This is a genomic window from Flavobacterium nitratireducens (assembly GCF_029625335.1).
GTDB classification, from domain to species: Bacteria; Bacteroidota; Bacteroidia; order Flavobacteriales; family Flavobacteriaceae; genus Flavobacterium; species Flavobacterium nitratireducens.
The window spans coordinates 626,772-639,991 of record NZ_CP121111.1 but is presented as its reverse complement, the minus strand read 5'-3'; the positions used below and the strand labels follow the sequence as shown (position 1 = coordinate 639,991).

Sequence of the window (13,220 nt, the reverse complement as noted above, 5' to 3'; positions counted from 1 at the left end):
AAAATAGCAATGACAATGGCAAAATCAATATCAATAACAATGTTAATTTTTAAAATTTACTCCTAACTATATTAGGTATAAAAAAACTTATGTTGACTTTATTTAATTTTACAATTCTAAAAAAGACTTGTATGACTCTTGTCTCGCCGACAGGCTGATATATGTTTCAAAAAAACTATCTTTGAACCTAAATTTTACTTCATGATTTCTGCGCAATTTTATAGCCTTTTACGAAAAAAGTTTCCTTTTGAACCTACTTATAAACAGGATATCTTTTTTCAAAAAATTGCTATTTTTTTGACCGACACTCATAATGACAGTATTTTTGTTTTAAAAGGGTATGCCGGAACGGGGAAGACAACTTTGATTTCTACGATAGTTAACAATCTTACTGAGATTAATAAAAAATATGTATTGCTGGCACCGACTGGTCGTGCGGCAAAAGTAATTGCCAATTATTCGGAGAAACCTGCTTTTACCATCCACAAGAAAATATACTTTCCTAAAAAGTCATCGGGTGGTGGAGTTACTTTTACGTTGCAACCTAACAAACATAAAAATACCGTTTTCATAGTCGATGAAGCTTCGATGATTTCGGATCAGGATTCCGATTCTAAAATGTATGCCAATGGTTCTTTATTGGACGACTTGATTACTTATGTGTATTCTGGAACCAATTGCAAAATGATACTTCTTGGAGATACCGCTCAGTTGCCTCCTGTAAATTTAGATGTTAGTCCGGCTCTGGATATTGATACGCTTAGTTTGCATTATAATATGGAAGTAGATCATATCGAATTGGACGAAGTAATGCGTCAGGAAGAAGCTTCCGGAATTTTATTTAATGCTACCGAATTGCGTGAACTTCTGAAAGATTCTTTTATTACCGATTTTCAATTTAATGTTCGAAAGTTTAAAGATATTGTTCGTTTAGTAGATGGATATGATATTCAGGATGCGATTAATTCGGCTTACAGTAATTATAGTATTGAAGATACCGCTTTTATTGTTCGTTCCAATAAAAGAGCTAATCAATATAATGAGCAGATTCGTTCCCGAATTTTAGATAAAGAAAGTGAATTATCCACGGGAGATTTTTTAATGGTAGTGAAGAATAATTATTTCTGGCTTAAAGATTCAGACGAAGCCGGTTTTATTGCTAATGGTGATATTATCGAAATTTTAGAGATTTTTAAAATCATCGAATTATACACTTTCAAATTTGCTAAAGTAAAAATCCGAATGGTCGATTATCCCAATCAAAAACCTTTTGAAACGGTTTTATTATTGGATACCATAAAAAGTGAATCACCATCACTGACTTATGAGGAGTCCAACCGATTGTATCAGGAAGTTTTGAAAGACTATGAAGGCGAAACCAAATTCAAACAATTCCAAAAGGTTAAAGCCAATGAATATTTCAATGGCTTACAGGTAAAATTTTCTTATGCGATTACTTGTCATAAATCACAAGGAGGGCAGTGGAATACGGTTTTTGTAGAACAACCGTATTTACCCAACGGAATTGACAGAGATTACATTCGTTGGTTATACACCGCTATGACTCGTGCAAAAAACAAATTATACTTAATAGGTTTTAAAGACGAAAGTTTTGTAGACTAATTTTGATATAAAACTTTAAGTTTTATTTTGATGAACCATTAAGGCATTAAGATTAGTTAAGGGTTTTTACAAACTTAATTTACTTAATATCTTAATGGTAAAATAAGTTGAGATTAGTTTTGAGAAAGTGTAGCCAGTCTATGTTGTAATCCCCATTCCAGCATTTTGTCTAAAACATCACCCAATGATTTTGCCGATTCGGTTAATTCATATTCAACGGTGATAGGAGTGGTGTCATATACCGTACGTTTTACTATTCCGTTCATTTCTAAATCCTTTAATTCTTTGGATAACATTCGGGGAGTAATCTTCGGAATGTTTCTCTGAATATCTGTAAAACGTCTTTTTTCAAATAGCAACGAACCTATAATCGGCAATTTCCATTTACCACTAATCACATTCAATGTGTCATTTACAGCCAAAACAAATTGGATTGGGCAGGCTTTGGCTTCTTTAAAACTAATTACATCTTCCATAATCATTGATTTTATTGTTACTATACTAAAGTATATCGCTATACTTTAGTATAGCAGTATATATTATATAGCAAATGTACGTAACTTTGACAAAACATTAATCATAAAAAGTTTAAAATAATGAATACAAGTATTTTAGTTACAGGAGCAACAGGTAATTTTGGTAAAGCAACAATCGATTTTTTATTAAACAAAGGAATTGCGCCAGCAAATATTTCGGCATTAGTTAGAAACGAAAGTAAAGCGGTTGATTTAGCTGCAAAAGGAATCCAATTACGAATAGGTGATTATGACAATTACGAATCTTTGGTAGCGGCATTTCAAGGAATTGAAAAACTAGTTTTGGTTTCTGGAACCGATTTAGCGAATAGAAGTAGTCAACAATTAAATGCGGTTAAAGCGGCAAAAGAAGCTGGAGTCAAACATATTTTATATACGAGTTTCGAGCGTAAAAATGAAACTGAAACTTCTCCGATTGCTTTTTTAGCTCAATCTCATATTGATACTGATAATGCGATCAAAGCAAGCGGAATTAATTATACTATTTTTAGAAATAATTTATATCTGGATGTAGTGCCAATGTTCCTAGGAGAAAAAGTATTGGAACAAGGAATCTTTTTCCTGCCGGAGAAGGTCAGGCCGCTTATGTTTCAAGAAATGATTTGGCTGAAGCTGCTGCTATTGTTTTAATTTCTGATGGACACGAAAATAAAGAATACGCTACTAATAATATTGAAAATTATTCGATGGCAGAAATTGCAATAACTTTGAGTGAAATTGCTAATAAAGAAGTTTTGTATTTGAATCCAAATCCTGAAGATTATAAAGTAGCGTTAACCAGTGTAGGAGTTCCAGGAGAATATATTGGAATGTTTGTAGGTTTTGCCGAAGCAATCAAGCAAGGAGAATTTGAAACCGGAAATAGTGATTTGGAAAAATTACTAGGTAGAAAACCAGTAAGTCTAAGCGATTTTTTGAAAGAGGTTTATTCTAAATAAAAAATTAGGGTTTGAAAAATTAACCACAAATTACACAAATTAATTAGAGCTAATTTGTGTAATTTGTGGTTAAAACATTTTAGAAACTAAAAGCTTAATACACTAAATTTATTATTGCTAAAAAAGGATTAAAATATATTTTTTATGAACACATTAAATGATCTACATAAAATTTCAAGCACTTTTCCTAATACCGAAAAAATGCCGGTGTTATTTTTAGGACACGGAAGCCCGATGAATGCGATTGAAGAAAATCAGTTTGTGTCGGGTTTTAGGAATATGGCCAAAACGTTACCACAGCCCAATGCGATTTTGTGTATTTCGGCACATTGGTTTACAAAAGGAACCAAAGTCACCGCGATGGAAATGCCAAGAACGATTCATGACTTTGGCGGTTTTCCGAAGGAATTGTTTGCAGTACAATATCCGGCTAAAGGCAATCCTGATTTAGCCATTGCTACCAGAGAATTATTATTACCAACCGAAGTAGAACTCGATCACGAATGGGGTTTGGATCACGGTGCCTGGAGTGTGATTAAACATTTGTATCCGGATGCGAATGTTCCCGTGATTCAATTGAGTATTGATTATTCCAAACCAGCACAATACCATTTTGAGTTGGCTCAAAAATTAAGCAGTTTGCGTCACAAAGGAATTCTAATTGTGGGTAGTGGAAATATTGTGCATAATTTACGATTGGTCGATTTTTACAATATGGACAAAGATAATTATGGTTACGATTGGGCAGTTGAAGCCAGAGCAACAGTCAATGATTATTTACTAGATGGCAATTTTCAGGCTTTGATTGATTATGAAAAACAGGGTAGAGCTTTTCAGTTAGCCATTCCTACACCGGATCATTATTTGCCTTTGATTTATACTTTGGGATTAAAAGAAAAACAAGAAGAACTCAGTTTGTTTAACGATAAATTATTAGCCGGTTCTTTAAGTATGACTTCGGTGAAGATTGTTTAAAATAGTTGATTTAAATGAGAAAACATTTATTGTTATTATTAAGTTTATTGATGATTGTTTCATGTAATGAAAGCAAGAAAAGAATAGATAAAAAATTAGAAAAGAATATTCAAAATCCGATCATTTCTAAAATTCATGAATCTAACATATTATTAATGAGCAAGAATGCAGATACTTTAGTTATTAGAAGTAAATGTGCATTGGTTTATGAACCAACAGAAAAAAATATTGAAAAAAGAAAAAAGAAGTTGGAGAAGAAGATTTTTATGTTGGGGCTGATGATTTTCTATATTATATTAATGAATCAACCGAGTTTTTAAAATCAAAAAATGTTACAATAGTTACAACCGAAAATGATAAAATATTGAAGTTTATTTTAAATGATGGAAGTATAGTGGTAAAAAATCTTGATTTAGAAAAAGAAATGTTTGGGATTTATTTATTTGATCCTAGAAAAGAACCTCAAAAGATAGATATTACTGCAACAAGGGAAGAATTCGAATCTTTTATAAAATAAAAACCCGTTGGGTGAAATTATTTGAAGTAAATTAAATTGATTAGATATTGGTCAAGACACTGCAAAGCAGTATCTTGAAGTCGCTAAACAACCAACATCCATGTCAAATATAGTTAAAAATTATTTTAAGGTTTTAGAAGTTATAAGTTCTTTGAATTATGATTCATTATTTAAATCAAGAGTTGGAAGAAGCGGCAAGATGTCTGATTTAGAGGTCGTAGCACTTAGTTTAACTGCTGAATTTATGTCTATTGATAGTGAAAACTCACTTTTCAAACAAATTAGTCCAGATTTAATTCCTAACTTAATTGAACGCAGTCAATTCAACAAAAGAAGAAGAAAACTGTTTTTGTTTTCTGAAGAAGTCCGAAGCAAACTAGCGAGTCGATTTCTTGAGTTTGAGAATTATTTTATTGTTGACAGTATGCCGTTGGAAATCTGTAAATTTTCTCGTCATTGCCGAATTAAAATATGTAAAGAGCATTTTGAAACAGCTCCTTCCAAAGGTTTTTGTGCCTCACAAAACAATTGGTTTTATGGATATAAATTACATGGAGTTTGTTCTGTAGATGGTGTTTTCCATTCTTTAGAGATTACAAAAGCAGAAGTTCATGATGTTCATTTTCTAAAGAATATAAAACAACAATTATCTGATTGTGTATTACTTGGAGATAGAGGGTATTTGTCAGAATCGATTCAGCTAGACCTATTTCGAACAGTAAAAATCCAATTAGAAACACCAATGAGATCCAATCAAAAAAACTATAAGCCTCAACCATATATTTTTAGAAAATCAAGAAAAAGAATTGAAACCCAGTTTTCACAATTATGCGACCAGTTTTTAATTCGAAGAAATTATGCTAAATCTTTTGCTGGTTTTAAAACAAGAATTTTAGCAAAAATAACAGCAATGACTCTAATTCAATATATCAATAAATTCATATTTGATAGACCTATAAATAATATTAAAAATCAAATTATTTAATTTCACCCAACGGGTAATAAAAGTTTATTTCCATAAACAACTATTTTCAATTTAAAATCTATCTTTGCGCCTTAGTGCCTTTGTGGCAAACAGTCATAACATGAAAATAATAGCAGTCATACCCGCTCGTTACGCATCAACCAGATTTCACGCCAAATTAATGCAGGATTTGGGAGGAAAAACAGTCATTTTAAGAACTTATGAAGCAGCAGTAAATACCCAGCTTTTTGATGATGTTTTTGTAGTAACGGATTCTAATTTAATTTTTGATGAAATTGTTACTCACGGAGGAAAAGCCATTATGAGTATCAAAGAGCACGAATCAGGAAGTGATCGTATTGCCGAGGCTGTTGAAAATCTCGATGTAGATATTGTAATCAATGTTCAGGGAGATGAACCTTTCATAAATGCGGAACCTTTGAAAGAAGTTATCGAAGTTTTTAAAAACGACATCGATAAAAAAGTAGATTTGGCTTCGTTGATGTATGAAATCAAAGACGAAGAAGAAATTAACAATCCGAATAATGTGAAAGTGGTGGTGAACCAAAATAATTTTGCCTTGTACTTTTCGCGTTCGGTAATTCCGTATCCAAGAGAAAAAAATGTGGGTGTTCGTTATATGAAACACATCGGAGTATACGCTTTTAGAAAACAAGCCTTATTGGATTTCTACCATTTACCCATGAAATCTTTAGAAGCTTCTGAAAAACTAGAACAATTGCGTTATTTGGAATTTGGCAAACAAATTAAAATGGTTGAAACCACTCATGCTGGAATTGGAATCGACACTAAGGAAGATTTAGAAAAAGCAAGAAAGTTTGTTTAGTCCTTTTTCTTTTTTCAAAATACCCTTTAGAGTCTATTTTAGTAGAGTAAAAATTCAAAAATAAAACCACAAACATCAATACGAGTAAGGATTGTGTCATTACTAATGCTTTTCCAAATGTTTGTACTGGATATAAATCACCAAAACCAATGGTTGACGATGTTACCATACTAAAATAAACGGCATCAAACCAATGATTAATGGGGTGATTTAAGTAATTCCCTGTTGAATACAAAACAGCAAAGCCAAATACAATTTCAAGATAATTGAAAAACAATAAAAGCATAGAACGTTTGTAAGAACGAGGGCGCGCAAATAAATCGGAAGCAAAAATTAAAGTGGGAATGTATAAAACAGTTTCGAGCATCACATAAATCATCATTCCTAAAACTACAGGAAATTGTTGCCAATGATTACTTATAATAAGTAGTGGCATGGCAACTTTTGTCAAAATATAAAAATCCATTGCCAAGTCTTCATATTCGGTTCCTTTTTTGGAAGCCAAATATTTGATGTAAATTCCAGGAAAAATTAATTGCGAAGAAGAAAGCAACAAACGAACAATTTTCTCAATTCCATTATCGTCCTGATGGTCGTTATTCCAAATGGCTTTGATGTTTTGTATTCGCTTTTGAATCGGATTCAGTTTTGAATCTCTTAAATTGGTTACATTGCCTAAAAGTAATTTTCGAAGAATCTTTTTCATTCTTTTTAATTTGTTTCAAAGTCTAAAGTACAAATAATAAAGCTTAGCTATTTAAAATTGTAGATTATGTTAAAGTAATTTTTCAATGACAATGAGTTCATTGTGTTTTTCAACTCTAGGAATCGATTTTATATGAAAATGATCTTTATTGAATTCGTTGATTAATTTTTTATTGCGAATGTTGTCGGCTTCGTTCAAAAGCATAGTATTAAAGAGAATATTTCCTTTTGCTTGCAGCAAAAAACAAATCCTATCAATGAAAAAAGTTTCAAAGAGAAAATTTGGCATTTTGGTATCTTGAAAAATGTCAACAACAATCAGATCGTATTGATCCGTTGTTTTCAAAACAAACTCAAAAGCATCATCAATGATAATTTCAAGGTTTGAAATTTTGTCCAATTCAAAATAGTGGTTGGCTATTTTAATGATTTCTGAGTCGATTTCTACACCTGTAATTTTTCCTGAAAATTGAATGTCGTCTATCAAGGTTTTGATTACACTGCCACCGGCAACTCCTAAAATTAGGATATTTTTCATTTTTTGAATTTTGCCAAAACCTATTTCATTTAAACCTAGTTTTAAAATTCGTTGTAAACTACCGTATGAATAATTGGTATTTAAAGAATCCATTACTAAGTCACCATTGGTCCAAGTAATTTCTAAGGATTTACTAACTGCTGATTTTTGGCTGTGAATTGTGATAGGGTAGAAATAACTTAGTAATCGTTTCAACATAGAATGTGCTTTTTCTCAAAAATAGCTTTAATATTTTAATTTTTAATTTTAAATGTTTTTGAGTTTCATTTAAATATCGATTTTTGATGTTTTAAAATTATTTAATTGATTGTTTTTTAATAACATAAGTTTTGTTATCTAAAGTATAATTTGGTTTAAATTAACTTTAAGTGTTACTGTGTAATTATCCTTTTTTGTTTCGATTAAAACTTTTAAAAGTTCCATCTTTGTAGAAAAAAACAATCTTTTCGATTGTATCATCAAAGAAGTCCGTTGGCAATTGTTCTTTATTTTCGTTTACAGTGGAGCCTTTCGATTCATCAGATGAAGCGGTATTGGTTAAAATCGTATTCGTAATATCTTCCTTGTTTCTAAGTATATTTACAACGCTATTGTCTGAAGTTAATGTTGTATCTTTAGAATCAGACTCTTTTTTAGGAAAATTCCCTTTCCCATTCAAAATCCAATATAAATCAATTTCAGGATAAACCTCTAGAATTTTAAGAATAAAATCTAAACTAGGCTTGTTTCTTCCAGAGAGGAGGTGAGATAAACTCGAACGTTGCACCCCAATTTTATCAGCAAAAGCAGATGCATTAATGCTATAATAATCGAGTATTATTTCTAGTCTTTTAATAAAGTCATCTGTGTTTACCATTGTAAATAATGATTTAAAATCTGTTGTTTACAAATGTAATCAAAAGTAAATGATTTAACAATATTACAGCTGTAAACAGCATGTTAATGTGTTTTTTATCTTTTTTTACACTTTAAATAAAGGTTGTTAAAATATTGATTTTTATTATTTTGTCGTTAGTTTGTTGTGTTGATAACAAATGTCAATCATATAAAGGGTGAGCAAGGCAATAAAAGTGTTTATTGTGTTTACAATATTGAAATGATAAAAAAATATTTGTTTTACAAATGTTAAAATAAAGATGTTTACTTTTGTAAATCAAATATATTAGATTATGAATTTAGAGCAGTTGTTTCTTGATAATAAGGAAAAAACGATAGAGGGTAGGTATTTGACATTAGAGTCTATTGAGCCTATTTTAAATAGAATAAACACAAATAATCAATTGTCTGTTGTTGGACATTCGGTTCAAGGAAAGCCTATTTATAAGTATGTAATTGGTAAAGGAGCAACCAAGATTTATTTGTGGTCTCAGATGCATGGAAACGAAAGCACAACGACGAAAGCGCTGTTTGATTTTTTAAATCTTTTGCATAGTGGTTCAGAATTGGCAACAAAATTTCTGAATCATTTCACTTTCTGTTGTTTGCCAATGCTGAATCCTGATGGCGCTAAGTTGTATACTCGTGCAAATGCAAATGAAGTAGACTTAAATAGAGATTCGCAAGATCTTAGCCAACCTGAAAGTATAGTTTTAAGAGCTGTTTTTGAAGAATTCAACCCTGATTTTTGTTACAATCTACATGATCAACGAACTATTTTTGGTGTTGCTGATACAGGAAAACCAGCAACGGTTTCTTTCTTAGCGCCTTCCTATAATGATGAAAGAGAAATTAATAGTTCTAGGCAAAAGGCTATTAATGTAATTTCTGAAATGAATGATGTATTGCAGGAGTTGATACCGGGACAAGTAGGGCGTTTTGATGATTCGTTCAATATAAATTGTATTGGTGATACTTTTCAATATTTAGGAGTGCCTACTATTTTGTTTGAGGCTGGTCATTATCCAGGTGATTACCATAGAGAACATACGCGTAAATATATTTTTATAGCTCTAGTGTCGAGTTTTAACGCTATTGTCGAAAACGTTATAGTTGTTAATAGAACTGATAAATATTTGAATATTCCTCAAAATAAAGTCGTTTTTTATGATTTTATATACAAAAAAGTTCTAATAAATTATGATGGTAATGAAAAAATAACGAATTTTGCTGCACAGTATAAGGAAGAATTATTTGATGGGAAAATTAATTTCAATGCTTATATTGCTAAAATTGATGAATTAGATGGTTTCTTTGGTCATGAAGAATTTGATGCTGAAGGAGCCGTGTACACATCAGAGCAAGGAGAGTATCCAAAAATAGGTCAAGAGGCTACTTTTTCATTAGGAAAAAAACATAAAATTCTTAATGGATTAATAAAAAAATAATTTTTTGTACTACTTTATCATTTTTATGTATATTTTTATGCTTTAAAATGATAATAAATAATATAATTAAAGAAATATGAGTAAGTTCCGTTTAGATGAAGTAGATCATCAGATTTTAGACATGTTGATTGACAATACCAGAGTTCCGTTTACGGATATTGCAAAAAAATTATTAATTTCTGCTGGTACTGTGCATGTCAGAGTAAAAAAGATGGAAGATGCTGGTATTATCATGGGGTCATCTTTAGTGTTAGATTATGATAAACTTGGCTATTCTTTTATTGCTTACGTAGGTGTATTTTTAAATAATACTTCTCAAACTAAGTTTGTGTTAAAACGCATTAACGAAATTCCATTTGTAACCGTAGCTTCTGTAACTACTGGAAAATTTAATATTTTCTGTAAGATTAGAGCAAAAGACACTAAACATGCTAAAGATGTCATCTTTATGATTGACGATATTGATGGTGTTTACAGAACAGAAACTATGATTTCCCTTGAAGAGAGTATCAACGACAAGAAGCGTTTGATGCATACTATCTTCAAAAATATGTAATTGATACTTGATATTATTTGAAAAATAATACCTCAAGTTGACTCTTGGGGTTATTTTTTTGAAAATAAAACAAAGCACATAACAAACCATAATAATTTAAACCTAATTTATGTATACGCTCCCTAAAATAGAACGTTTTAACCAAAACGTTCTCTCTAAATACCATATTTACAACAGCGTTTTCATTACTTTACCTTTCGACTCTATAGATAATACAGGTGCTTTATTACCTTTATTCACAGAAGTTTGTGATACAGGTTATAAGAAAATGGAAACACCAAAGGAAATTTTTGAATTCTTCTCTAAAAAATATTTACACACTGATGTAGAGGCTGATAAAATTGATTTAATGTTTCGTTTTATTCAGTACATTGAACGTCAAATTGTATTATTTGATGCTATTGAAGATGCCGCTTTTCCTATTGTAAATAATATGGAGGGACGAGGTTCTTTGCGTGATATAAAGGAGAAATCTGAGGCTAGAGGGAAGAATGAAGAACTAGCTGAATTTCTAGAAAATTTTAATGTTAGAACAGTTTTAACAGCTCACCCAACACAATTTTACCCAGGTCCCGTATTAGGAATTATTAACGATTTGACTGAGGCTATTCGTGAAAATAATTTGTTACGTATCAAACAGCTTTTGGCACAATTAGGAAAAACACCTTTTATCAATAATGAGAAGCCAAATCCTTATGATGAAGCAGTAAGCTTAATTTGGTATTTAGAAAATGTATTCTATAATACAGTTGGAGATTTAATGCATTATTTAGAAACCAATATTGCTCCAAATAACAATATTAAAAACCCGATTATTCAACTTGGTTTCTGGCCAGGAGGAGATAGAGATGGTAATCCGTTTGTGACGACTGATATTACGTTGAAAGTAGCTGATCGTTTAAGAACTTCAATTTTGAAATGTTACTATTTTGAAATGAGAAACTTAAAACGTAAGTTAACGTTCTCAGGAGTTGATGTTTTGGTAGCTGAGCTTGAAAATAAATTATATCGTTCGGTATTTTATTCTACAGGTGAAATTTTTATTACTCTGGAAGAGTTTAAAACACAGTTGAATAAAATAAAAACAATCATTATAGAACAACATCAATCCTTGTATGTTGATGAATTAGAGGCACTTTTAATCAAAGTAAATTTATTTGGATTCCATTTTGCAACTTTAGATATTCGTCAAAATAGCAAAATTCACGATGCTGTATTTAGAGATATTTTTGATTTTTATCAAAATAACGGAAGCGAGGTTTTCCCTAAAAATTACTACGAATTATCGGAGGCTGAAAAATGTGAAGTTTTAACTAGTCTAAATGGAAATCTTAATCCAGCTGATTTTAAAAACGAGATGACTAAATCTACTATTGAGTCGATTTATGCCATTAAAAAGATTCAAGAAGGCAACGGTGAATTAGGAGCAAATCGATATATCATTAGTAATAATGAAAATGCAGTAAATGTTTTAGAAGCTTATGCATTATTTAGATTGAGTAATTGGGAAGATCCATCTGTTGATATTGTTCCTTTGTTTGAATCTGTAGATGATTTGCAAAATGCACATAATGTCATGGAGCAATTGTATACTAACCCAGTTTACGCCGAACATTTGGCTAATAGAGGAATGAAACAAACAATTATGCTTGGTTTCTCTGATGGTACAAAAGACGGCGGTTATTTAATGGCTAACTGGAGTATTTATCAGGCAAAAGAAAATCTTACTGCAATGTCCAGAAAATATGGAATTAAAGTAATATTCTTTGATGGACGTGGTGGACCACCAGCTCGTGGAGGAGGAAAAACACATAAATTTTATGCTTCTTTAGGTCCAGAAATTGAAAATAAAGAAATTCAAGTAACGGTTCAAGGACAAACAATTAGTTCTAACTTTGGAACATTAGATTCTTGCCGTCATAATTTAGAGAACTTATTAAGTGCAGGTGTAACTAACCAAGTATTCAATAAGGATTTGAATAAATTATCAGATGATGATAAAGCGATTATGACGCATTTATCGGAATTAGGATATCAAAAGTATTTGAGTTTTAAAAATCATGATAAATTTATTCCGTACTTAGAGAAAATGAGTACGTTGAAATATTATGCAAAAACGAATATTGGTAGCCGACCTTCAAAAAGAAGTAAGTCTGAAAAATTAGATTTTAAAGATTTAAGAGCAATTCCTTTCGTAGGTTCTTGGAGTCAATTGAAGCAAAACGTACCTGGTTTTTATGGAGTAGGTTCGGCTTTAAAACATTTTGAAGAAACAGGACAGTGGGAAAAAGTTCAAGATTTATACAATCGTTCTTTATTCTTTAAAACCTTGTTAGAAAACAGTATGATGTCATTGGCTAAGTCATTCTTTCCATTGACAGCCTATATGAGAAATGATCCTGAATTTGGAGAATTCTGGCAAAATATTTACGATGAGTTCTTAGAAACTAAACGTTTATTGTTGAAAATTGCGGGTCATAAAGAATTGATGGAGAATTATCCTGACGGTATTGCTTCTATCCAAATTAGAGAGCGTATTGTATTGCCATTATTGACAATCCAACAATATGCTTTATTGAGAATCAATGAATTGAATAAAGAAGCAAATCCAGATGAAAAACTAATTAAGGTTTACGAAAAAATCGTAATGCGTTCTTTATTTGGTAATACCAATGCAAGTAGAAATTCAGCTTAAAA

Annotated in this window: 15 protein-coding genes; 11 read left to right on the top strand and 4 right to left on the bottom strand. The window is 31.0% G+C overall.

Features of this window, described 5'->3' with window-relative positions:
- Nucleotides 1–201 precede the first annotated feature (201 nt).
- Nucleotides 202–1,623, top strand: coding sequence for an ATP-dependent DNA helicase (locus P5P90_RS03000; RefSeq protein ID WP_278035743.1), 1,422 nt, complete (start codon nucleotides 202–204; stop codon nucleotides 1,621–1,623).
- Between the two features lie 113 nt (nucleotides 1,624–1,736).
- On the opposite strand, the gene P5P90_RS02995 is transcribed toward P5P90_RS03000, so the two are convergent.
- Nucleotides 1,737–2,099 (bottom strand): winged helix-turn-helix transcriptional regulator, encoded by a 363-nt coding sequence (locus P5P90_RS02995; RefSeq protein ID WP_278035742.1) that lies wholly within the window; start codon nucleotides 2,097–2,099, stop codon nucleotides 1,737–1,739.
- A gap of 120 nt (nucleotides 2,100–2,219) precedes the next feature.
- On the opposite strand from P5P90_RS02995, the gene P5P90_RS02990 reads away from it, so the two are divergent.
- The 7 genes from P5P90_RS02990 to kdsB all read left to right on the top strand — a co-directional run bounded on the left by P5P90_RS02990 (nucleotide 2,220) and on the right by kdsB (nucleotide 6,400).
- Nucleotides 2,220–2,789 (top strand): NmrA family NAD(P)-binding protein, encoded by a 570-nt coding sequence (locus P5P90_RS02990; RefSeq protein WP_278035741.1) that lies wholly within the window; start codon nucleotides 2,220–2,222, stop codon nucleotides 2,787–2,789.
- Nucleotides 2,762–3,097 carry a Rossmann-fold NAD(P)-binding domain-containing protein gene (locus P5P90_RS02985; RefSeq protein ID WP_278035740.1) on the top strand — a complete coding sequence of 112 codons (336 nt, stop codon included), beginning with the start codon at nucleotides 2,762–2,764 and terminating at the stop codon, nucleotides 3,095–3,097. Before P5P90_RS02990 ends, P5P90_RS02985 begins: the two co-directional genes overlap by 28 nt.
- 144 nt (nucleotides 3,098–3,241) lie before the next feature.
- Nucleotides 3,242–4,072 (top strand): 4,5-DOPA-extradiol-dioxygenase, encoded by an 831-nt coding sequence (gene ygiD, locus P5P90_RS02980; protein WP_278035739.1) that lies wholly within the window; start codon nucleotides 3,242–3,244, stop codon nucleotides 4,070–4,072.
- 14 nt (nucleotides 4,073–4,086) lie between these two features.
- Nucleotides 4,087–4,392 (top strand): hypothetical protein, encoded by a 306-nt coding sequence (locus tag P5P90_RS02975; protein WP_278035738.1) that lies wholly within the window; start codon nucleotides 4,087–4,089, stop codon nucleotides 4,390–4,392.
- 44 nt (nucleotides 4,393–4,436) lie between these two features.
- Entirely contained in the window at nucleotides 4,437–4,589 is a 153-nt protein-coding gene (locus tag P5P90_RS02970) for a hypothetical protein (RefSeq protein WP_278035737.1), read from the top strand.
- 100 nt (nucleotides 4,590–4,689) lie between these two features.
- On the top strand, nucleotides 4,690–5,574 hold the full coding sequence (locus tag P5P90_RS02965; RefSeq protein ID WP_422851717.1) for an IS982 family transposase: 885 nt from the start codon (nucleotides 4,690–4,692) through the stop codon (nucleotides 5,572–5,574).
- A 100-nt stretch (nucleotides 5,575–5,674) separates the two neighbouring features.
- A complete protein-coding gene (gene kdsB / locus P5P90_RS02960; RefSeq protein WP_278035736.1) occupies nucleotides 5,675–6,400 on the top strand; it encodes a 3-deoxy-manno-octulosonate cytidylyltransferase in 726 nt (241 codons plus the stop codon).
- On the opposite strand, the gene P5P90_RS02955 is transcribed toward kdsB, so the two are convergent.
- The 3 genes from P5P90_RS02955 to P5P90_RS02945 all read right to left on the bottom strand — a co-directional run bounded on the left by P5P90_RS02955 (nucleotide 6,363) and on the right by P5P90_RS02945 (nucleotide 8,499).
- Nucleotides 6,363–7,106 carry a potassium channel family protein gene (locus P5P90_RS02955; RefSeq protein WP_278035735.1) on the bottom strand — a complete coding sequence of 248 codons (744 nt, stop codon included), beginning with the start codon at nucleotides 7,104–7,106 and terminating at the stop codon, nucleotides 6,363–6,365. The two genes, kdsB and P5P90_RS02955, sit on opposite strands and share 38 nt — an antisense overlap.
- A gap of 69 nt (nucleotides 7,107–7,175) precedes the next feature.
- Nucleotides 7,176–7,841 (bottom strand): spermidine synthase, encoded by a 666-nt coding sequence (locus P5P90_RS02950; RefSeq protein WP_278035734.1) that lies wholly within the window; start codon nucleotides 7,839–7,841, stop codon nucleotides 7,176–7,178.
- 184 nt (nucleotides 7,842–8,025) lie between these two features.
- Nucleotides 8,026–8,499, bottom strand: coding sequence for a helix-turn-helix domain-containing protein (locus P5P90_RS02945; RefSeq protein ID WP_278035733.1), 474 nt, complete (start codon nucleotides 8,497–8,499; stop codon nucleotides 8,026–8,028).
- Between the two features lie 313 nt (nucleotides 8,500–8,812).
- On the opposite strand from P5P90_RS02945, the gene P5P90_RS02940 reads away from it, so the two are divergent.
- The 3 genes from P5P90_RS02940 to P5P90_RS02930 all read left to right on the top strand — a co-directional run bounded on the left by P5P90_RS02940 (nucleotide 8,813) and on the right by P5P90_RS02930 (nucleotide 13,218).
- Nucleotides 8,813–9,967 (top strand): M14 family metallopeptidase, encoded by a 1,155-nt coding sequence (locus P5P90_RS02940; RefSeq protein ID WP_278035732.1) that lies wholly within the window; start codon nucleotides 8,813–8,815, stop codon nucleotides 9,965–9,967.
- A gap of 76 nt (nucleotides 9,968–10,043) precedes the next feature.
- On the top strand, nucleotides 10,044–10,523 hold the full coding sequence (locus tag P5P90_RS02935; RefSeq protein WP_278035731.1) for an Lrp/AsnC family transcriptional regulator: 480 nt from the start codon (nucleotides 10,044–10,046) through the stop codon (nucleotides 10,521–10,523).
- Nucleotides 10,524–10,632: 109 nt separating this feature from the next.
- Complete coding sequence (locus tag P5P90_RS02930; RefSeq protein ID WP_278035730.1) at nucleotides 10,633–13,218, top strand: phosphoenolpyruvate carboxylase; 2,586 nt, start codon at nucleotides 10,633–10,635, stop codon at nucleotides 13,216–13,218.
- Nucleotides 13,219–13,220 lie beyond the last annotated feature (2 nt).